Origin of the sequence: Paenibacillus anseongensis (genome assembly GCF_009757995.1) — a bacterium.
Classification (GTDB): Bacteria; Bacillota; Bacilli; order Paenibacillales; family NBRC-103111; genus Paenibacillus_E; species Paenibacillus_E chondroitinus.
This window is the reverse complement of the sequence record NZ_WSEM01000016.1, coordinates 308040-329330: the sequence shown is the minus strand read 5'-3', so window position 1 is coordinate 329330 and position 21291 is coordinate 308040. Positions and strand designations below refer to the sequence as shown.

The 21291-nt window shown below is 44.5% G+C and carries 24 protein-coding genes and 1 pseudogene; 22 read left to right on the top strand and 3 right to left on the bottom strand.

From position 1 onward, the window contains the following. Nucleotides 1-1428 carry a spore germination protein gene (locus tag GON05_RS17765; RefSeq protein ID WP_309491748.1) on the bottom strand — a complete coding sequence of 476 codons (1428 nt, stop codon included), beginning with the start codon at nucleotides 1426-1428 and terminating at the stop codon, nucleotides 1-3. 122 nt (nucleotides 1429-1550) lie between these two features. On the opposite strand from GON05_RS17765, the gene GON05_RS17760 reads away from it, so the two are divergent. The 4 genes from GON05_RS17760 to GON05_RS17745 all read left to right on the top strand — a co-directional run bounded on the left by GON05_RS17760 (nucleotide 1551) and on the right by GON05_RS17745 (nucleotide 4663). After that, nucleotides 1551-2450 carry an SDR family oxidoreductase gene (locus tag GON05_RS17760; RefSeq protein WP_157320461.1) on the top strand — a complete coding sequence of 300 codons (900 nt, stop codon included), beginning with the start codon at nucleotides 1551-1553 and terminating at the stop codon, nucleotides 2448-2450. A 321-nt stretch (nucleotides 2451-2771) separates the two neighbouring features. Further along, nucleotides 2772-3770: an aldo/keto reductase gene (locus tag GON05_RS17755; protein ID WP_157320459.1), complete on the top strand. Its 999-nt coding sequence runs from the start codon at nucleotides 2772-2774 to the stop codon at nucleotides 3768-3770. Nucleotides 3771-3957: 187 nt separating this feature from the next. Continuing rightward, complete coding sequence (locus GON05_RS17750) at nucleotides 3958-4440, top strand: DUF2975 domain-containing protein (protein ID WP_157320457.1); 483 nt, start codon at nucleotides 3958-3960, stop codon at nucleotides 4438-4440. Between the two features lie 10 nt (nucleotides 4441-4450). Next, nucleotides 4451-4663 (top strand): helix-turn-helix domain-containing protein, encoded by a 213-nt coding sequence (locus GON05_RS17745; RefSeq protein ID WP_157320455.1) that lies wholly within the window; start codon nucleotides 4451-4453, stop codon nucleotides 4661-4663. A gap of 29 nt (nucleotides 4664-4692) precedes the next feature. Here GON05_RS17745 and GON05_RS17740 read toward each other — a convergent pair whose 3' ends face one another. After that, nucleotides 4693-5310: a TVP38/TMEM64 family protein gene (locus GON05_RS17740; protein ID WP_157320453.1), complete on the bottom strand. Its 618-nt coding sequence runs from the start codon at nucleotides 5308-5310 to the stop codon at nucleotides 4693-4695. A gap of 200 nt (nucleotides 5311-5510) precedes the next feature. On the opposite strand from GON05_RS17740, the gene GON05_RS17735 reads away from it, so the two are divergent. The 15 genes from GON05_RS17735 (at nucleotide 5511) to GON05_RS17665 (ending at nucleotide 18815) form a co-directional block, all read left to right on the top strand. Beyond that, nucleotides 5511-6449 carry an aldo/keto reductase family protein gene (locus tag GON05_RS17735; RefSeq protein ID WP_157320451.1) on the top strand — a complete coding sequence of 313 codons (939 nt, stop codon included), beginning with the start codon at nucleotides 5511-5513 and terminating at the stop codon, nucleotides 6447-6449. Nucleotides 6450-6554: 105 nt separating this feature from the next. Next, the gene (locus tag GON05_RS17730) at nucleotides 6555-7541 is read left to right on the top strand and encodes a zinc-dependent alcohol dehydrogenase family protein (RefSeq protein ID WP_157320450.1); all 987 of its coding nucleotides are present in this window, start codon (nucleotides 6555-6557) and stop codon (nucleotides 7539-7541) included. A 23-nt stretch (nucleotides 7542-7564) separates the two neighbouring features. Next, the gene (locus GON05_RS17725) at nucleotides 7565-8080 is read left to right on the top strand and encodes a nucleoside deaminase (protein WP_157320448.1); all 516 of its coding nucleotides are present in this window, start codon (nucleotides 7565-7567) and stop codon (nucleotides 8078-8080) included. A gap of 52 nt (nucleotides 8081-8132) precedes the next feature. Further along, entirely contained in the window at nucleotides 8133-9152 is a 1020-nt protein-coding gene (locus tag GON05_RS17720) for a helix-turn-helix transcriptional regulator (RefSeq protein ID WP_157320446.1), read from the top strand. 50 nt (nucleotides 9153-9202) lie between these two features. After that, complete coding sequence (locus tag GON05_RS17715; protein ID WP_157320444.1) at nucleotides 9203-9997, top strand: SDR family NAD(P)-dependent oxidoreductase; 795 nt, start codon at nucleotides 9203-9205, stop codon at nucleotides 9995-9997. Between the two features lie 124 nt (nucleotides 9998-10121). Continuing rightward, nucleotides 10122-10541: an HIT family protein gene (locus GON05_RS17710; RefSeq protein ID WP_157320442.1), complete on the top strand. Its 420-nt coding sequence runs from the start codon at nucleotides 10122-10124 to the stop codon at nucleotides 10539-10541. A 180-nt stretch (nucleotides 10542-10721) separates the two neighbouring features. Then, on the top strand, nucleotides 10722-12101 hold the full coding sequence (locus GON05_RS17705; RefSeq protein ID WP_157320440.1) for an FAD-binding oxidoreductase: 1380 nt from the start codon (nucleotides 10722-10724) through the stop codon (nucleotides 12099-12101). A 54-nt stretch (nucleotides 12102-12155) separates the two neighbouring features. After that, nucleotides 12156-13103: a helix-turn-helix transcriptional regulator gene (locus GON05_RS17700; protein ID WP_157320437.1), complete on the top strand. Its 948-nt coding sequence runs from the start codon at nucleotides 12156-12158 to the stop codon at nucleotides 13101-13103. Nucleotides 13104-13159: 56 nt separating this feature from the next. After that, nucleotides 13160-13642, top strand: a complete 483-nt coding sequence (locus tag GON05_RS17695; protein WP_157320435.1) for a GyrI-like domain-containing protein — start codon at nucleotides 13160-13162, stop codon at nucleotides 13640-13642. A 113-nt stretch (nucleotides 13643-13755) separates the two neighbouring features. Further along, nucleotides 13756-13941 (top strand): hypothetical protein, encoded by a 186-nt coding sequence (locus GON05_RS17690; RefSeq protein ID WP_157320433.1) that lies wholly within the window; start codon nucleotides 13756-13758, stop codon nucleotides 13939-13941. Between the two features lie 204 nt (nucleotides 13942-14145). Next, a complete protein-coding gene (locus GON05_RS17685) occupies nucleotides 14146-14388 on the top strand; it encodes a nucleoside/nucleotide kinase family protein (RefSeq protein ID WP_221435246.1) in 243 nt (80 codons plus the stop codon). Nucleotides 14389-14407: 19 nt separating this feature from the next. After that, nucleotides 14408-15013: a DUF1349 domain-containing protein gene (locus GON05_RS17680; protein WP_157320431.1), complete on the top strand. Its 606-nt coding sequence runs from the start codon at nucleotides 14408-14410 to the stop codon at nucleotides 15011-15013. Between the two features lie 27 nt (nucleotides 15014-15040). Next, nucleotides 15041-15502, top strand: a complete 462-nt coding sequence (locus tag GON05_RS17675; RefSeq protein WP_157320429.1) for an SMI1/KNR4 family protein — start codon at nucleotides 15041-15043, stop codon at nucleotides 15500-15502. A gap of 274 nt (nucleotides 15503-15776) precedes the next feature. Further along, nucleotides 15777-16121, top strand: coding sequence for a hypothetical protein (locus GON05_RS17670; protein WP_157320427.1), 345 nt, complete (start codon nucleotides 15777-15779; stop codon nucleotides 16119-16121). 21 nt (nucleotides 16122-16142) lie between these two features. Next, nucleotides 16143-18815, top strand: a complete 2673-nt coding sequence (locus tag GON05_RS17665; protein WP_157320426.1) for a BclA C-terminal domain-containing protein — start codon at nucleotides 16143-16145, stop codon at nucleotides 18813-18815. A gap of 200 nt (nucleotides 18816-19015) precedes the next feature. On the opposite strand, the gene GON05_RS17660 is transcribed toward GON05_RS17665, so the two are convergent. Further along, entirely contained in the window at nucleotides 19016-19501 is a 486-nt protein-coding gene (locus tag GON05_RS17660; protein ID WP_157320424.1) for a heme-degrading domain-containing protein, read from the bottom strand. 171 nt (nucleotides 19502-19672) lie between these two features. On the opposite strand from GON05_RS17660, the gene GON05_RS17655 reads away from it, so the two are divergent. The 3 genes and pseudogenes from GON05_RS17655 (at nucleotide 19673) to GON05_RS17645 (ending at nucleotide 21202) form a co-directional block, all read left to right on the top strand. After that, nucleotides 19673-20308, top strand: a complete 636-nt coding sequence (locus GON05_RS17655) for a 2OG-Fe(II) oxygenase (RefSeq protein WP_157320422.1) — start codon at nucleotides 19673-19675, stop codon at nucleotides 20306-20308. A 192-nt stretch (nucleotides 20309-20500) separates the two neighbouring features. Further along, nucleotides 20501-20713: pseudogene (locus GON05_RS17650) on the top strand (nucleoside/nucleotide kinase family protein); the annotation flags it as partial. A gap of 24 nt (nucleotides 20714-20737) precedes the next feature. Next, nucleotides 20738-21202, top strand: coding sequence for a DinB family protein (locus GON05_RS17645; RefSeq protein WP_157320418.1), 465 nt, complete (start codon nucleotides 20738-20740; stop codon nucleotides 21200-21202). Nucleotides 21203-21291 lie beyond the last annotated feature (89 nt).

Below are 21291 nucleotides of genomic sequence, written 5' to 3'. Positions count from 1 at the left end.
CTACTTGTCATGAGACCAACGGGGGAGTCGATTCATAAGGAATCTCGGGACTCGAATGATCATATCTTTCCAAGCCGATAGGTACAGTGGTGCTACAGGCGACAAATAATGGACTCCGAAAGAACGTAAGGAAGCCAAGTGGACTAGCATGATATATACGCCTATGAGTAACCCGTATAAACCTAACACGCTGGATAGTCCAAGAAAGGCAAATTGGACAATACGTTGAGCAATACCGAAGCTATAACTCGGTGAAATGAAATTGGATATAGCCGTCAGAGAAACGACGATCACCATAGCGGCCGAAATGAGTCCAGCCTCCACAGCTGCTTGCCCTAGAACAAGCGCTCCTACAATGGAAATCGCTTGACCGGCGATGCGCGGCATCCGTAAGCCTGCTTCACGTAAAATTTCAAACGTTACCATCATAATTGTCGCTTCTACGAAAGCAGGGAAGGGAACTTGTTCGCGCTGAGCCGATAAATTAATAAGCAGGGACGTTGGCAAAAGTTCTTGATGATAACTGACAATGGATACGTATAAGGCAGGTATGAAGATGGCAAGCAGGAATGTAAACATACGAAGCCATCGGATGAGTGTTGCAATATCCGCTCGTTGGTAATGGTCCTCGGGGGAAGTGAAGAACTGAAAAAACGTGACCGGCCCTAGCAGCACCATGGGTGTACCATCCGTCAGTACGGCAACCTGTCCTTCAAGCAGCTTCGCTACGACAGAATCCGGACGCTCTGTTGTTATTAGCTGTGGGAAGGGAGAGAGTGTTTTATCCTGAATCCATTCCTCTATGTAAGCACTCTCGATGATTCCGTCGGTTCGTATGGAAGAGATGCGACGACGAAATTCATCGACAACCTGTGGAGAAGCTACATCCCGTAAATAGGATATGTAAATCGTAGTTTGTGTCTGGGAGCCGAGTACAATCTTTTCGAAAATCAAGTTTTTGCTTTTTAGCCTTTTGCGAATCAAGGGCACATTCTGAGAAATATCTTCGACGAATCCTTCCCTCGGCCCGCGAATAGCGACCTCCGAGCTCGGTTCTTCAATGCTTCTGTAGGAGGACTTCGAGACGTCAAAGCTCAGGTACTTGCTATCAGCAGAAGGGATGAGCAGGCAATGTCCATCAAGCAGTTGATGGATCGCTTGACTGAAATCGTCCAGCTCTTGCCTTTGCCCAATTGGAATAGAACTCATTAACCATGCAAGGTTTGTTACATGATTGCCTTGTTGATTCGCAGAAATAAGTGGTTTGAGGATCAGTTCATCGACTTGATTAGCCATTGTGATGGAGGCAATGTACACGCAATGGACTGTCGAATTGTCCTGCATCGTCAATTGCAAGCAAGTAAGATCCGGTGGATTCCCCAAATCACGCGCAATTTGCTGTGCGATAATATCCGCTTCGATATGCACGACGATATCCCCCTTGTAAGTTCCTAGTTGTATATAATTTCCTTGCCAATAGTTGTTTATTCACATAGGAACTTTTTATCGAATAGGATGTGTTAGCCTATTTAACTTGGGAGGTTTTTTTGTTGATTCCAGTTTTCCCTTATTATGGCCACGAAATGAAATGTGACATTGTTCCCGTGGTATTTCCGCCTCAACATCAAGATGTTCAACCTGGCATTGAGGCGATCATGAACCCGATTCCTATTTCCGATAATCCGGCATATATAGGCAGTGGTAAATTAGCAGGCAAAGTTGCAATAATTACAGGTGGCGATAGTGGAATAGGGCGTGCTGTTGCTATTGCTTTTGCAAAAGAAGGGGCAGACGTCGCAATTGTCTATCTGAATGAAGAACAAGATGCCAACACGACATCCATGATGGTTGAGCGCTATGGACGCCGGTGTTTGTGTATACAAGGGGATCTTCGGAACCCGGCTTATTCAAGTCATGTCGTGCATCAAACGATTCAGTACTATGGAAAGCTTGATATTTTGATTCTTAATCAGGGTGCGATGTTTGAATCCAATTCGATTACAGATATTTCAGATGAAAAAATGGAGGATATTTTCCGCACCAATATTTTCCCTCATTTTTATATGGCAAAGGCTGCACTTCCGTATTTGAGACCTGGAAGTGCGATCGTTAGCACGGCGTCTGTTACAGCCTATCATGGTGAACCAACAATGGTTGAATATTCCGCTACAAAGGGAGCCGTTGTTTCTTTTACACGTTCGCTAGCCTTGCAGTTAGTTAGTAAAGGAATTCGGGTTAATGCTGTTGCTCCAGGACCAATTTGGACGCCGCTAATCGTGTCTGGTTTTTCCAGTGAGAGGGTTAAATCTTTCGGCCTTGAAACGCCAATGAAACGTGCCGGCCAACCGTTTGAATTGGCTCCAGCTTACGTATACTTAGCTTCAGACGATTCTTCCTACGTCACAGGGCAAGTGTTGCATGTAAATGGCGGTGAAAATACAGAGTCATAACCACCGCAAGACAGTGGATTTCTATACAGAGACTTCTTTGAAGTCTTTTTTTTCTGCACTTATCTTGCTATCCTTGCAAGTGGCTTTGCCTTTGAATACATAGGTTGAAAACTAGGGAAAATAAAAGTAAACGATGTTTAACAGTGGGGATTGAATCTGCTGCATCAAATCAAAGAAGAGAAAGATGGGCACTTATAAGTATCTATAGCACTCCAAAGTGCGTACTTATCAAAAAAATTATATGCTTTTATAATAGCACTCAGGCAACAAACAATAATTTTAGATTACAGAAATTCACATATATCGGGAGGAATTATTAGGATGGGTAAGTTATTTAAAGATAAATTAGGATTTGGTACTGCTCCTTTAGGAAATATGTTCCGTAATATTCCGGAAGAAGAAGTTATGGCAACATTAAATACTGCATGGGAACAAGGTATTCGCTATTTTGACACAGCTCCATTCTATGGTGCAGGATTGGCTGAAACTCGTCTAGGTAGAATGCTGGCAAATCATCATAGAGACGAATATGTTCTAAGCACAAAGATTGGCCGGGTCATATCTGACGAACTTGAAGATCCTATTACTCGAGATCTTGGTGAAAAAGGTGGCCTGTTTGAATTCGGGAACAAAAATAAAATGATCGTGGACTATTCCGCGGATGGGACTTTGCGTTCCATTGAACAAAGCTTAAAAAGATTAAATACAGATCGACTTGATATTGTTTACATTCACGATATTGCACAGGACTTCTATGGCGATGAATGGCTTATCCATTTTGAGACGGCTAGAAAAGGTGCATTTAAAGCTTTGACAAAATTAAAAGAGGAAGGGGTCATTAAAGGTTGGGGGCTTGGTGTTAATCGTGTCGAACCGATCGAAATTACCCTCGAATTAGGTGAGGCTAAACCAGACATTAGTTTGCTGGCAGGCCGATACACATTACTTGACCATGAAAAAGCTCTGCAACGTTTGATGCCTAATGCTTTGAAAGAGGGAATGGAAGTAGTCGTGGGTGGGCCATACAGCTCAGGTATTTTGGCTGGAGGAAATCATTTTGAGTATCAAAAAGCATCTCCTGAGATTATCGCTAAGGTCGAAAAAATTAAAAGCCTTACAAATCGATATGGAATCAGCATTAAAGCAGCTGCCCTTCAGTTTTCTTTAGCCAATCCAGCAGTAGCGGCTGCTATTCCTGGTGCTAGTAAACCGGATAGAATTGTTGAAGATAAAGCGGCGCTTAACGAAAAAATACCTACTGAGTTCTGGGAAGAGATGAGGAAGGAACATCTGGTTGCAGAGGATGCTCCTTTAGCTTAATAAAAGAACAAAGAAACGTAGCTAATACCGAACTGCACTCCATTTGTTAGATACAACTAACAATGGAGGTGCAGTTTTTTTGATTAAATTAACAATAATAATGTAACAATAAACGATATTAATTTATTGATAAACAATAAATTATATGGTAAAGTCATTTTATTAATAAATTAGCGAGGTGCTCTATATGAAACGGGGAACAACACTTTTTTTGAAGATGGCCGTTATTGTTATTGGAATTCCAATTCTTGCTTTGTGCATATTTTTAGTGCCAAAGTTCGGGGATTTCGCTGGTGGGTTATATCCAGAAATCACTTATATGAAATCTCTCGTATTAATCGATATGTACGCGGCAGCGGTACCTTTCTACATTGCTTTGTATCAAGCATTTAAACTTTTAAGCAACATTGATAAGAACCAAGCATTCTCGGAATTATCCGTAATGGGTTTAAAGAAAATAAAATACTGCGCCATTACAATCAGTGGCTTGTACCTGCTAGGTATGCCGCTTTACTATCTTATGGCGAGGAGAGTTGACCCTCCATTTATCACCGTTACAGGATGGGTCATTATTTTCGCTTCTATCGTGATCGCCGTTTTTGCCGCTGTTCTCCAAAGACTTTTACAGGAAGCAATCCAAATAAAATCAGAAAATGATTTAACGATCTGAGGTGATGTACATGGCGATTATCATCAATATTGATGTGATGTTAGCAAAACGGAAAATGAGTGTCACGGAGCTTGCCGAGAGGGTCGGAATTACGATGGCGAATCTCTCCATTTTGAAAAACGGGAAAGCAAAAGCTGTTCGTTTTTCAACGTTAGAAGCGATATGTAAGACATTGGGTTGTCAGCCGGGTGATATTTTGGAGTACAGAAATAACGAAGAATAAAGGAGATTTTTAATGGAGACAAAGTTATATTAAACCCATCGTTTCTTAAGCCAGACGCGGTAAACGATATAGACGGAGGCCAAAAAAAGGATATACACGCCAACGGACAAAACGAGCTTGCTGGTGCCAGCAAACAGATTGCTGCCAATGAACGCAAAAAGAAGCATAGCAGGAATTTTGCCCAATGCAGAAGCAACGGCGAATGTAACGACAGGAACAGAAGTAATGGCAGGAATGACATTAACGACAGCCTGAGGGATAACCGGGATTAGTCGAGCTAATAAAATAGTCAGGAACGGATTTTTTTCAATCGCAGCTTGGAGTTTTTCCAACTTTTCATATTTGGACAAGTAAGCACGGCCCTGTTTTTGAAATAAGTAGCGAGCAAGCCAAAAAACAATGACAGACGCGATTGAAGCAGCAGTCCAACTAATCAAAGCACCCATCAAGGGACCGTACATAAACCCGAGCATGCCGATAACTATTTTATAGGGAATGACCGGCACGATAATAAATCCGAGCGCAGCTAGAAAAATAAGCAGAAGGGGAGCGTCCCCATGCTGCATCCAATGCAAAATTTCATCCTTGAATACATAGACAGTAATAATGAGCACGAGATACATGCAGATGGTGAACCATTTCTTCATTTGGTAAGTTGTCTCCTTGGTCTGAATCGTTCATCTAGCCTTGTTAGTCATATTTAGTGTAACACAATCATTATTCAAAGAGTTAACTTACTATACTCTCGTAAAGTATGTAAATAAAATTTCAGTACTTTTAAAAGAATCCTTAGTGTTTTATCATTAGGTAGACAAGTTCGCAGTTCATAATGGAGGGAATGGCTCACATGAAATACCGGAAATTAGGCAGATCGGGACTAAAGGTTAGTGAGATTAGCTTAGGCAGTTGGCTTACATATGGCGGTTACGTTGAAAAGAAAAATGCTGTAGATTCAATTCACAATGCCTATGAACTCGGAATTAACTTTTTCGATACGGCTAACGTGTATGAACGCGGAGAGGCTGAGAAAGTGGTTGGAGAGGCGCTCGGCGGATACTCCCGCGATTCTTATGTACTTGCAACGAAAGTTTTTTGGCCTATGGGGACGGGTCCCAATGACCGGGGATTATCCCGTAAACATGTTTTCGAACAGTTACATGCCAGTCTTAAGCGTCTGAATACGGACTATGTTGATATTTATTATTGCCACCGCTTCGATCCTGAAACACCTGTAGAGGAAACGCTTCGCACGATTGATGATATGGTTAGACAAGGCAAAATTTTGTATGCTGGAGTCAGCGAATGGACCGCTGCACAAATGGCGGAAGCACTGGCAGTAGCTGATAAATATTTGCTTGATCGCATCGTCGTCAGTCAACCGGTCTATAACATGTTCAACCGCTATATCGAAAAAGAGGTGATTCCGCTTGGCGAACAGAAAGGCATCGGCCAAGTCGTTTTCTCGCCACTGGCTCAGGGTCTTCTCAGCGGGAAGTACACATCGATCTCCGAAATTCCAGCAGATAGCCGTGCCGCTAAACTGGAAGGTATGAGAAACGGGATCACAGAAGAGAAAATCGCTAAAGTCGGACAGCTCAATGTTATTGCTAAGGAGCTGGAAATTACTGTAGCGCAACTAGCCTTAGCTTGGATTTTGAGACAGCCTAATGTTGCGAGTGCGCTCGTAGGTGCAAGCCGTCCAGAGCAGGTAGAGGAAAATGCGAAGGCATCTGGTATCCAGCTTTCATCGGATGTACTCGCTAAAATTGAAACTATTCTGGCTTGAAAAATGATCTAAACTTTCGGTAAAATATGATAGAAACTTGAAACCGGCCTTAATGGCCGGCTTTTTGTTTATATTTGATCTTTTATTCCGAGGAGAAGCATAGCTTTGAAAGCAAAATATATTATATGCAATGAATTCGGCGACCCTAAAGACGTGTTGAAAGTCGCTTATAAAACTATTCAGCCACCAGAGGATAATGAAGTCCTTGTGCGAATGTTGGCACGACCGATCAATCCATCTGATTTGATACCGATTAGAGGTTCTTATTCACACCGAATTTCTTTACCTCATATTCCGGGTTATGAAGGGGTTGGCATCGTTGAAGAGGTTGGATCCTCCGTCTCTCAAAGCCTCATTGGTAAGCGTGTTTTACCTTTACGGGGAGAAGGGACGTGGCAAGAATTTGTTAAAACAACCGCTGACTTTGCCGTTCCTATTCCTAACTCTATAGATGATTTTACTGCGGCCCAGCTCTATATAAATCCAATTACAGCGTGGGTCATTTGTACGGAAGTGTTTGCACTAGGTCCAGACGATGTATTGGTAGTCAATGCGTGCGGCTCAGCGATCGGGCAAATTTTTGTGCAATTATCAAAGGTTCTGGGATTTCGGCTAATAGCGGTTACGAGAAATCATAAGTATACGGAAGATTTACTTAGACTTGGCGCTGATTTTGTCATTAACACCTCTGAAGTCCCCTTACAGATGACCTTAATGGATCTAACGAACGGACAGGGTGCAGATGCCGCCATTGATTCTGTGGGAGGGACCTCAGGAATAGAATTAGCATTGTGCGTTCATAACAAAGGAACGTTTTTGACCATTGGGCTTTTATCCGGTATTCAAGTAAATTGGACGGAAATTGCTAAAGCACAAGTGAATACGAAATTATTTCATTTGCGACATTGGAACCAGAAAGTATCGATAGAAACTTGGAAAGAGACCTTCAATTGTTTGATTACGTTATTAGATGAGAAAAAATTAAAACTCATGGTGGAGGGTTCGCATTACGATTTGTCAAATGTAAAAGAAGCTGTCCGTGTAGTTGAAACTTCTAAACACGGCAGTGGGAAGGTCTTTTTAACAAGTTAATACTTTCAAAAGGGGACTAGCTCATGCTTGATGATCGTAAATACTTATTGGAGGCATTTATTGAAGCTGAGAAAGCCGAAGAGGCAGGTACCTATCCGATTGGAGCAGTGATCGTGGATTCCGACGGTAAGATGATTAGCAGGGGACATAACAAGGTCTTTACGCAAATAGATACAACCGCACACGCTGAGGTCGATGCCATTAGGAACGCTGGAGCAAAAATGCTTGATGCTGAGACCAAGAAATTTCTTAAAAAAGGTTATACTTTATACACAACATGCGAACCTTGCCCGATGTGCAGTTGCACAATTCTATTATCTTTCAGTATTACTCGGGTTGTTTGGGCTGCAAACGATCGAGACATGGGAGCGATGAAAAAGTTTGTCGAAGGACCGCATTTTCAAGATCGTTTTAGTAAAATTTCTATTGAAGCAGCCCCTTACAGGGATTTAGAGATTCGTCAGAGGAAAATGCTTGCTGAATGGTCAATAAAACGAGGGTATGTAGATACCCACTGGCAACATCATAATGATGTTTAGAAATAACGGTAATTATTTCAACCCTAGTTTATCGTAGGAGGTATGGCTGCATATGTCAGAAGATCGAGTGAAACTCGCGCCAGGGTTCTGGTCGAGTTTACGCTTAATAGGGATATCCCCGCAAGAAGTAGCGCGCCATGCCCGTCTATCCCTGACTGTTATCAACGACCCGGTCGTTACGACGGCCCAATACTATGCGATCTGGCAGGCTTACGCCGAACTTGTCGGCGATACCGCCACGGCAATCGTCAAACTGGCCACCGCATTCGAGACAGCGCAATATCCGCCGGCCGCCTTAGCAACGTTTCATGCCCGAGATTTCCGTGATGCTCTTATGCGTATGTCTCGTTATAAACAAATGTGCCCGCCAGAAAGCTTGTTTTTGCGTCAAGAAGGAGAGCATGTTGTCGTTGAACTGGGTTGGCAGCATGCCGTTGAGCCTGGTCCACCTGTACTGGTAGGCATTACACTAGCTTATCTCCTGGAACTCGGACGACGAGGAACCGGCCGCCCTCTCAAAGCTCATTCTGTTGAGCTCGTCCATGAAATAGGAAACTCGAAAGTTCTCGAAGATTTTTTTGGCTGCTCGGTTCGAGTTGGTGCTTCTGATAACCGGCTTACGCTGTACGGTAGTGATCTGGACCGTCCGTTTGTTTCTTATAATGAAGAACTCCTAGATATTCTAACGCCTACCTTGGATCGTCATTTGGATGAACATCAGAGCAGAGGCAAGCTCAGCAATAAAGTGAAATGGATTCTGTCGCGCTGCCTTTCGCGCGGGAGAATCGACATTCAAACCGTTGCCAAAGAGTTGGGAATGAGTGATCGCACCTTGCAGCGGCGCTTGACGGAAGAAGGAGCAAGCTTTAAGCAGTTGTTGGTGCAAACCAGGCATGAGCAGGCGCTTTCCTATTTGGCAGACCCGTCACTGGAGATCAAAGAAATCGCCTTTCTCGTCGGCTACGAGGATCAGAACTCATTCTACCGGGCATTCCGCTCGTGGGAAGGGGAGACTCCAGCCAATTGGCGCCTTGCGCAAGAACATTGGCGTTCTTCGCTAGTTACCGAATAGTCGAATCCAGCTATCATTATCTGTATCCTCAACATAAGGAGTGTAGACAGATGGATATGGGTTTAAAAAATAAAACGGCCTTAGTGACGGGTTCTACTAAGGGAATCGGTAAGGCAATTGCCTTGGAACTTGCCAAAGAAGGCGTTCATGTTCTTATAAATGGTAGGAGCAACGAAGAGGTTGAGCTTACCGTGAGGGAGATTCAGGCGAAATTTCCTGATACTCAGCCCAAAAGCGCGACAGCCGATCTCGTAGATGCGCAGCAAAGGGAAGCTTTGTTCGTGAAGTTCCCTCAAGTCGATATTCTGGTCAATAATATGGGCATCTACGAAATCATGTCCTATGATGATATTGATGATGCCGAATGGGAGAAATATTTCCGCACAAACGTGCTTGTCGCGAACAGTTTGACGAAGTTCTATCTGCCTTCCATGTTGAGCGTCGATGATGGACGCGTAATCTTTATCGCGAGTGAGGAAGCCATTATGCCTTCGGGACTGATGCCTCATTATGCCGTGACCAAATCGATGCTCCTCTCGTTATCCAAAAGTTTGTCCAAGCTGACCAAAGGATCGGAAGTCACCGTAAATACAATCATGCCCGGGCCAACACTTTCCGAGAATGTGCAAATGATTATTGAAAGCATGTATTCGAATGAAGAGATGACTTTCGAGGCGAAAGAAAAGGATTTTATGGCGAAGAACTTGCCGCAATCTGAAATCCAACGCTTCATACGACCAATGGAGATAGGTCGGCTAGCCGCATTTATCTGTAGCCCATATGCCTCCGCGTTCAAAGGCTCACCTATCCGAATGGATGGGGGAATGGTACCGACAATATTTTAATGAACTAACATGATGTTAGTAGACAAGTCTATCGAAGAAATGGATTTTATATACATGGGAAAATATGATTGGTATAATATCGTTGATCCTATTATTCCATTTCTATCGAACAGGAGTGTCAGACATGAGTTCAATTTGCAATTATTGCAGTAAAAACGAAGCACTGAACAATCTTATGATCGAAATCGGCCAGTTACGCGTATCAACTTTGTATTTGTTTAAGGAACAGACGTACCAAGGGCGCTGTATTGTCGCGCTAAATGAGCATGAAACGGAGTTTTTTCATCTGTCGCAGGAGAAGCAAGACGCTTATATGCGCGATGTAGCGCAAGTGGCTGCAGCCATTGAAAAAGCGTTCCAACCGGATAAAATTAACTACGGTGCATTTGGTGATACAATGCCGCATGTACATTTTCACATCGTGCCGAAATATAAAGATGGCTACACCTGGGGAAAAATGTTTGAAATGAACCCAGCGGCAAACCTTCTTTTAACTGAGGAACAATACGGGGCACTTATAGATCAAATCAAGAGCCATCTATAAAGAAAGATAAGTATCCGCAGAAATTGCGGATCTTTTATTTTTTTGGAACAAATTACTGTACCATCATGATTATTTTTTAAGATTTAAACAAGGCGTTTGCCGTTACTAGGACAGGTGTCCCTACATAGACATATGCTGATGAGAAAGGCATATGCCATGAACAGGGATGGTGTAAAATAGATGGCTCAACACCAGACAAAAGCAGGTACACGATTAACCGGAAGGATCGTATTTCCGGGCAATCCGACTTACCATGCAGCCAGAATGGAGTTCAATAGACGCTTTTCCAAATTTCCAAAGATCATAGTTTTTTGCAGGCGAACTCAGGATGTAATCAACGCAGTCAAATGGGCTCGTGAGCGGGGCGTACGGCTGAGAGTGCGCAGCGGGCGTCACAGCTATGAAGCTTTTTCGGCTGTAAATGGCGGAATTATTATCGATGTGAGCGAGATGGATAAAGTTAAGGTTGACCGGAAAAACAGGGTGGCCATTGTTCAAACGGGAAATCCACTTGCTCGTGTCTATAAAAAACTGTGGAATAAGCGTATGGCACTGCCGGCTGGGACTGCGCCTGACGTAGGTGTGGCCGGGCTTACACTGGGAGGCGGCATTGGACTTTTGTCCCGGAAATATGGACTTACGTGCGATAACTTGAAACAAGTGAAGATGGTCGTAGCATCAGGGCGGTATGGAGCAAAGACAATTGTGGCAAACAGGAGGCAGCATGCCGATCTGTTGTGGGCATCAAGAGGCGGCGGCGGAGGAAACTTTGGCATTGCTACTGCTTATACGTTTCGGGTTAGACCCATTTCAACGGTGTCAATATTTAGTGTCACATGGAAATGGAGTGATTTGGAGAAGGTGTTGCCAGTTTGGCAACGCTGGGCTCCGTCCGTCACGAACCGTTTAACTTCTACAATCGAGGTTTCTGCCAAACAGGTAGGGACTATTTTATCTACCGGCCAATTGCTTGGCGGTGCAGAGGAGCTGCGTCGATTGATTAGACCGCTTTTGCTGGCAGGCACTCCGGTGAAGGTGCTGGTGAAGACAGTGCCTTTTATTGAAGCAACCAAATTTTTTGCCGTATCGGACCTACATTTGGAACCGAAATTTAAAATAAGCGGCGCCTACGGGTTTCAACCTTTACCAAGAGAAGGAGTCCGAATCATTCGTGACTTTTTATCCAAAGCACCCAACAGGCATGCTACCGTGTGGAGTCAAAGCTTAGGTGGTGCAGGAAGCGCAGTGAGTCGAGTATCACCTACTGCAACGGCCTATCCTCATCGGAAAGCTGAGATCATTTACGAACTGTCAGCACGCTGGAGGAACAACCGTGAGCAAGAGCGGAATATCCAGTGGGTAGAAAGGTTTCGCAGAGCGTTACGTCCCTTTGTTAAGGGGGATTATGTGAACTTTCCTGATTTGGCGATTAAAAACTGGCCCAAGGCGTATTACGGTGTGAACTTTGGCAGATTGAAACAGGTGAAACGAAAGTATGACCCACATAATGTGTTTCGTTTTGCCCAGAGTATTCCAGTAGGTAAAAAGGCAAAAAAATAATAGTCTAGTGAGGTGTGAAATCTGTGACTTTGGTTTGTATGATCAGCTTTTCGTATGAAAATTGACCGCTTACTGGCCATGACGGTGCTGCTGTTGAATCGCGGGCGTGTCAGTGCCAAAGAATTGGCTGACCGTTTTGAAGTTTCGACGAAGACGATCTATCGGGATATGGAGACCCTGAATCAATCGGGTATTCCGATTGTGGCTCATCAGGGCATATCCGGAGGATTTGAAATCATGGAACCCTACGCCATGGCTCGGCAATTCTTAACGCTCAGTGAAATTGAAGCCATCGTCGCGGCGGTAAAAGGGATACATACCGCCGTGGATGACCGCGTGTTTGGCACTCTATTGGATAAGGTAAAGGCGCTGCTCAGTCGTGTAGATCGCCTTCAATTGGAGCAGCAGGGAGCGGGACTTGTTTTCGATTTCAATCCGTGGGGGCAAGGACCTGCAGCAAGGGATAAAGTGAATAGCTTGAGGCAAGCGATTGAGCATACAAGAAAAGTAAGTTTCAAGTACCTGAACATGAACGGAACGGAGAGCGAGCGAGTAGTTGAGCCTGCCGTATTAATTTTAAAAGGATACCTGTGGTATGTGCAGGCTTATTGCACGCTTCGCAGTGAATTTCGAGTGTTTCGATTATCTCGTATACAAGAGCTGCGGGTGTTGGAGCAAACTTTTGTTAGAAAACAAGCCCCTTCGCTAGAGGGTTATGCGTGGGAGTCGGATTGGTCAAGTGCGAATTTGCAAGAGATGACATTTCTATTTGATTCGAAAGTTCGGCATCGTGTTGGGGATTCCTTCGATCCGGAGCAAGTTAGAAGTCAGGACGATGGTTCTTTACAGGTAAAAGGACGCTTCACCGAAGATGAATGGCTTTACAGCATGCTGCTGAGTTACGGTGAACATGTCAGAGTCGAAGCACCGAGTCACGTAGTTGAAGAAATGGTGAATCGGGCACGAAAAATTATGGAGCGATATCAGAAACTGGACAGATAGGTGTCCACGTTCTCCTAGTATACTGATGTTAAATACAAGGAGATGAGGATGAAATTATGCGTACATATATAACCGAGCAACCAGCAATCACACTAACAGGAATTCATGTGCGAACAACAAACGCAGAGGAAGCGGGTCCGAATCGGCGGCTGCCGAAGCTGTGGGAAACGTATTTTCAAAGTCAAATCACCTCACAGACCCCGACAATCAATTCCCATCTGATCTATGCGCTCTATACGAATTATGAAAGTGATGCTTCAGGCGCGTACACCACACTGATCGGGCACCAAGTAGCCGGCGATAAGTTGCTAGACGAGGACAAGTTCCATACCGTGGAAGTGCCAGCAAGCAAATACATGGTATTTACAACGGAAAAGGGCCCTGTTTATGAAGTGGTCGCACAGGCGTGGGGAAACATATGGGCTTATTTTAAGGAATCAAAGGAAGTAAGGGCATATACGGGAGATTACGAGCTGTATGACGCCGGAAATTTAGATCCCGAGCAAACACAATTACAGATTTTTATAGCAATTAAATAGCTAAAAAGGCGCCTAATGTAGGCGCTTTTTCTAATGTTTAATGTTACAGTTTGCTTCTCTTTGTTTAGAATGCGATAATGAAAAAACACCAAATTTTAGGAGGCCCAAGAGGAATGAAATACATGGTTGATTATCAATTTACCAAGCCTGATCAAGGGATACAAATACACAAAGGGTCAATTGAAATTGACATCGAAAGTGATGTGGAGTCGGAGATCATACAAAAGGCAAAAGAGATCGTTATAGAAAAAGAAGGCGTTACAGAAGTGAAAGTAGGTTTAATAAGTCCGGAATGTTAGGCCGCTCATACGAAGCGGCTTTTTTAATGAAAAAAACACGTATGTATCGTAGAGAGAGAAATCGAATTGAATGCATTGGAAAGCGCTTTCTAATCCCAATATGTGCTACAATTACACAGACCATACTTGCGAAGGAGCTAACCAAGGGCATTAGGAATTATCTGATTGAAGGCGTTTCCGGAACCGGTAAAACTTCGGTCTGCAATGAATTGCAGCGGCGCGGCTACCAGGCCATTCATGGAGGTCGACCTTGAAACATTGAATCGGCGGCTTGACGAGAGACCGGAAAAAGAGTGGGGCGGTAAGAAAGCGGAGCTGGAACTCATTGCGCGATTGCAACGTACGAAAGAAGACATTCCGCAAAACGGGATGATAATTGACGCCACTGCATCGATTGCACACGTCGTTGACGAGATCATTCGTCTAAGCGAAACAAATAAAATTTGATGGATGGAGATGATTGAGTATGAATCTTTTTAATAACTGCGTAGGGAAAAGTCTACCTACTTCCCTTCAATGGATGAATGAACCACATGAATGGGAATTTTCTGAAGAAAGTGAACTTATGATTACTGCACCACCTCAAGCAGACTTTTTCCATAACCCAACAGAGGAAACAAGAAAAAATTCTGCTCCATTCCTTTATATGACAACAAATGAGAATTTCATTTTAACCAGTCGGGTCAGCGTAGACATACGTGAGCGGAATGATTCCGCATGCCTTATGGTCATGGCAGATGAGAATAACTGGGCCAAGTTATGTTATGAAGATTTTAGAGGCCGACCTTCCATTGTTAGTGTTGTAACGAAAGATATTTCGGATGATTGTATCGGTGACTATGTCGGGAATGTGAACCCTTTCTTAAGAGTATCTCGATATGAGAATTGCTTCGCTTTTCATTATTCTCTTGATGGTAATGAATGGGCATTAGTGCGGTATTTTGGAATGAAGAATAGTCAAAGTTTAAAAGTTGGTGTGGTTGCACAGAGCCCATTTGGTGAAGGATGTGCAGTGAAGTTCGATTACTTACATCTCTTACCCAATACGAATAAAGATGTAAGAAATATTTGATCATTCCTTGAGGAAGTAGGTTTGTTAGTGAGAAGTGAACATTTAGTAAAGCTCCTGCAAGAGAAGGAATTGCATACTGACCGTCCATTCGATGGGTGTAGCGAAGCAGAGATAAAGCTGCTGGAGCAAGAAATGGGAATCAGGTTACCCGAGTCTTATCGTCAATATTTACTTGCAGTCGGCCATTATTCGGGAAGATTGTTTCAAGGCACTGATATGCAATTCTCACAGCTAAAAGAACTTCAGGATGAGACAAAAGAATTATTACGAGAGAATAATAACCCGGTCGTACTGTCAGCTGGCACATTTGTATTCTCCATTCATCAGGGCTATGAAATTAGATTTTTTGATTTAAATGAAGGAGATAACCCTCCGGTCATGGAATGGTACGAGGGAAGCATGAAAGGGATAGTTAGGCTTTATGATTCATTTGAAGAGTTTCTTACCGATTCGATATATCAGCAAACAGTTATGAAGTGGCTTGATTAGTCTTAGGGGAAATAGTTAGTAATAATTAGACATATATCAAAGTACTAAAGTACCAAAATAACAAAGTCAGAAACAAGAGGGCTGCCGCGAGAACGGGCAGCTTTTTTGCGCTGTTTTGGGATTTACCACTTTGTGGAAAAAAAAGGTGGCACCTTTTAAGTCCAAGCCATCTCTTAAAAACTTGCATACTTTAGAAGTAGTATTTACTAACTAGTAAATATATTTTGCAAACTAGAGCAAATATCAAGCATATGAATAGGAGGGAAAAACATAAATGGCTGTCTTATCAAGCGGTCCGATAGAAAACAATGCTATCAGTGGTACGAGGTCCACTCAACAGATAACAATATTAATAGATAATAGAGATACTGTTAATTCTGCATCTCTTATCATACAAGGATATGTCTTAAATGGTAAAAGAACGTTATATGTACTTGATGTTTTGGATGTCTTTCCAAATCAAATGCTGATCAAAAATTACTTTGCTAATTTCGATAGATTTGAATTCGTTTTTACAACAGGAGGTACCGCTGCAGATCAGACTGGAGTCTCCGTATGGGGAAAAAATGCATCCGGACAGTTAGTTACAGCTCATCGGCTTGTAACATCTGAACTTTAATAATAGGAGGTTTTATATTATATGGCTATTTTATCGACTGGGCCTATTGAAAATAGTGCTGTCAGCGGAGTAAGACCAACTCAGCAAGTAACGCTCATTATTGATAATCGGGATACCGTCAATTCTGCTTCTGTGGTCATTCAAGGTTATGTTTTAGACGGCACAAGAACATTATATGTTCTTGATGTATTGGATGTATTACCAAATCAAGAGGTAACAAGAAGTTACTTTGCTAATTTTGATAGTTTCGAATTCGTATTTACAACTGGAGGTACTGCTGCAAAACAGATCCAAATTTCCGTTTGGGGAAAATCGGCCACAGGAGAATTAGTAACAGCGCATCGGCTTGTTTCTTCTGAACTCTTTGCAGATAACACAGGAGCTACAGGACCTGCAGGAACTACAGGTGCAACCGGGGCAACAGGGACTACTGGCTCAACAGGTACTATCGGAGCAACAGGTGCTACTGGCGCAGCAGGGGCTATTGGTGCAACTGGGGCCAGAGGTGCAACCGGTGCTACGGGTACAGCAGGAGCAAACGGTGCAACCGGAGCTACAGGTGCAGCAGGGACTAACGGTGCGACAGGGGCAACGGGTACAGCAGGGACTAACGGTGCAACGGGAGCTACTGGTGCAGCAGGGACTAACGGTGCGACAGGGGCAACAGGCGCAACAGGAGTTGCCGGCGCAACTGGGGCTAGAGGTGCAACAGGTGTTACAGGCGCAGCAGGAACTAACGGCACAACGGGTGCAACGGGCGCAGCAGGGACTAACGGTGCAACGGGAGCAACGGGTGCAGCAGGGACAAATGGCACAACCGGCACTACGGGTGCAGCAGGGACTAACGGTGCAACCGGTGCAACGGGCGCAGCAGGAGTTGCCGGCGCAACTGGGGCTAGAGGTGCAACCGGTGCTACAGGTGCAGCAGGAACTAACGGCACAACGGGAGCTACTGGCGCAGCTGGGACTAATGGCGCAACGGGAGCTACGGGCGCAGCTGGGACTAACGGTGCGACAGGGGCAACGGGTGCAGCAGGAACAAACGGCGCAACGGGAGCAACGGGCGCAGCAGGAACAAACGGCGCAACGGGAGCAACGGGCGCAGCAGGGACTAACGGCGCAACGGGAGCTACGGGCGCAGCTGGGACTAACGGTGCAACGGGAGCTACGGGCGCAGCAGGAACCAACGGTGCGACAGGTGCTACGGGCGCAGCAGGGACTAACGGTGCAACGGGAGCTACGGGCGCAGCAGGAACTAACGGTGCAACGGGAGCTACGGGCGCGGCAGGAACTAACGGAGCAACGGGAACTACGGGCGCAGCAGGAACCAACGGTGCGACAGGAGCTACGGGCGCAGCTGGGACTAACGGTACGACAGGTGCAACGGGCGCAGCAGGAACTAACGGCGCAACCGGTGCAACGGGCACAGCAGGGACTAACGGTGCAACGGGTGCAACAGGCGCAGCAGGAACAAACGGAGCAACCGGTGCAACGGGCGCAGCAGGGACAAACGGCGCAACGGGAGCAACGGGCGCAGCAGGGACTAACGGTGCGACAGGGGCAACGGGTGCAGCAGGAACAAACGGAGCAACCGGTGCAACGGGCACAGCAGGGACGAACGGTGCAACGGGTGCAACAGGCGCAGCAGGAACAAACGGAGCAACCGGTGCAACGGGCGCAGCAGGAACAAACGGTGCAACTGGGGCGACAGGTGCGGCAGGAACTGACGGAGCAACGGGAGCAGCAGGAACAAACGGTGTGACAGGGGCAACGGGAGCAGCGGGAACAAACGGTGCAACTGGAGCTACAGGCGCAGCAGGAACAAACGGAGCAACTGGGGCGACAGGTGCGGCAGGAACTGACGGAGCAACGGGAGCAACGGGCGCAACAGGAACAACCGGAGCAACGGGAGCAACGGGAGCAGCAGGAACAAACGGTGCGACGGGTGCTACAGGTGCAACAGGAGCTGAAGGTGTAACCGGAGCTACAGGTGTAGAAGGAACAAACGGAGCTGACGGAGCAACCGGAGCAACCGGAGCAACAGGAGTTGCCGGAGTAACAGGAGCAACGGGTGCAACAGGAGCTAACGGTGCGACAGGGGCTACAGGTGTAACAGGTGTTAACGGAGCAACCGGTGCAACAGGCGTCACTGGAGATACAGGGGCAGCAGGAGCTGCTGGCGCAACTGGTGCAACTGGTGCAACAGGTGTAACAGGAACAAACGGTGTGACTGGTGCTACAGGTGTAACAGGAGCTACAGGAACGACTGGCGCCACAGGTACGGCTTTCACGAACACAAACAGCTTTGCTGCGAATACGGCCGGCTCCGTCATCGCCGTTGTCCTTGGCGGAACTAACGTTCCACTCCCTAACAATCAACTGCTTAATGGCGGCATTACTGTCAACGGCTTAAACGATACGTTTACGGTGCCGTCAGCCGGAGACTATATGATTTCATATCAAGTAAATGTTACGACCGCTTTGTTGGTCAGCACGCGATTGTTAATTAACGGAACACCATCTACACCTACCATTATTGCACCTGTAGCTTCTGTATCTGAGTTTAATAATTTGGTGATATTGAGTCTAGCTGCAGGTGACACGATCACACTTCAATTATTTGGATTACTCGGTGCCGCGACATTGCTTAGTGGGGCTGCTGGCGCTGCTCTGACCATCATTAAAGTTTCTTAATTGCGAGTCACTTAGAAGCACTTTTTCGACCAAATAGCATTTAGGACTTGAAGTAACTTTCTAGGCTCTTTCGCTTCCCTATGGGAAAACGGAAGAGCCATTTTTCATTTTGAAAAGGCCAATCTGCCATGGCAAACTGACCTAGTATAGTTTTTTTCCTAATTAGTTGAAGTTTTTGCAAGTTGTACCTTTTCCTGCGATTACTTCCCTAAAAGCAATTCCTTTAATACAGAAGTAATCATGTTGTGATCTTCTTCACCAGGTAGCCCTGATACCGAAATTGTGCCTACAATGCCTTCATCCTTCAAAGTCAATGGAAAGGCGCCGCCCTCAGCTTTGTAATCAATCGGATTAAGTCCGGAGGCTTCCACCGTTGAAGCGGTCGATTTCAGTAATACGTGCATATAATAGGAACTATGCCCAAAATGATTAACGACGTTATTTTTCCATGTCACCCATTCGTCGTTATTAGAAGAAGTGCCGACCATTCTGCTGTAAAATAACAGCTCATTGTTCTTACGAATATTGACGACAATTGCTTTATTCTCTTTCATTGCTTTTTCAATGATCCTGTTCCCAACCCTGTAAGCAGTCTCATTCGTAAAGACGGAAAACTGGAGATCTGTTTCTTCCTGTAGCAGAGTCTTTAATAAATCGTCGTATTTATCCAGAGGGAGCACATCCATTTCAAATAAATTAGCATTTCCTGCTTGATATTATACACGCAAATGATGCTTTTAAACTAGAAGTAATACGGAATTTAAAAGAGTAATAGGAAACTTCGTTTGTTCTAAAAAAAGGTGCAATAGAATAATTTTATAGAATAAGAGGAACTTCTGATAATGGAGGTTGCAGCGATGGCCATGATAGAGCAGACGATTTTCAATTCAATTGGAAACAAAATTATTACAAAGGATAGAGAGATTCCTGTTGTCGCTAGAATGGATGAACCGCTTATTCTAATTTTGGACAATGTATTAAGCTACTCAGAGTGTGACTCTTTGATAGACTTAGCTAATAATCGAATGCAACGAGCTAAAATCGGCAACTCTCACGTAGTAAGTAATTTTAGAACTAGCAGCAACATGTTTTTTGAGGAAAGCGAAAATGAAATGATTCAAAAAATTGAGACCAGAATTTCTGAACTCATGAATATACCGATATCACATGCAGAACCGCTGCAAATTTTACATTATAAAGTAGGAGAGCAGTATCATCCTCATTTCGATTATTTTACATCTGAAAATGTTGTTAACAACCGGATCAGCACATTGGTGATGTATTTAAATGACGTGGAAAAAGGCGGTGAAACGCACTTCCCCTCGCTTCGTTTTTCAGTAACGCCGAAAAAAGGAAGTGCTGTCTATTTTGAATATTTTTATAACGATAATTGCTTAAATGAACTAACCTTACATGCAGGAAAACCCGTAGAAGTCGGGGATAAATGGGTAGCGACCCAGTGGATGAGAAGACAGAGATATCGCAATGTTTAAAAAAGTGGAGTTTGCAGCGATGCAGCTCCTTTTTTAGTTGTGTCACGTTGAAATACCCTGTGAAGAGTGGAATGCTTCTAATACAAACCTATTAATTATTGGGCATTAGTTTAGCCCAGAACTTTCTCACTTGTCATCATAAATTTTGGTATAATTTAGTAATGATAGTAGAATGCCTTTTGAAGGTCCATCTTGAGCGTGAAACCTTATGTAATTTCAATTGCTGCTGTATCAGGAGGTGGGAAAACCACCGTTACCAATCATTTGCTAGGCAAATTGAATAATTCAAAAGCATTCTATTTTGATGAATATGATTTTAAAGATTGCCCTGAAGACATTTGTGATTGGGTTAGTAGAAGTGCAAATTATAACGAATGGAATCTAGCCCCCTTAATTAAATACATCTAAAACGAAGAGGAGTAAACAAATATGAAGACAATTAAGTGCATGATGGATCACCTATATTGGGCGGACGAACGTATCTTGGCTGCACTCGAGGATAGTGAGACGAAGAACAAGGAGTTATTAAAGCTGGTTCGGCACGTCGCGGTCGCGGAACGCGTCTGGCTGTCTCGATTGCAAGGCAAGGGTACTGCGCAATATTCGTTATGGGAGGAAACGGAAGACCTGAATACGATACGGACGATGTTCGAAGAAAATGCCGAGCAGTATCGTGTCTATTTTGAAGGGCTCGAGGAGTCTGTGTTGGACAAGATGATCGACTATGCGAACCAGAGCGGGGTTCCGTTCCGAACGTCCATCCGGGACATCTTGTTACAAGTCCTTTTACATGGGCAATATCACCGGGGACAAATCAACCGTGCACTTCGGATCGAATCAGCAGAGCCTGCCCAAGTCGATTACATCACGTTTGCGAGGCTTAACAGCGTCTAATACTGGGGTGAAGCCGTTGAGCGAAAATAATATTTTTACTATTGATTGTAAGGATGTCTACCTAAGAGTGTACTAAAAGTGAATGGAAA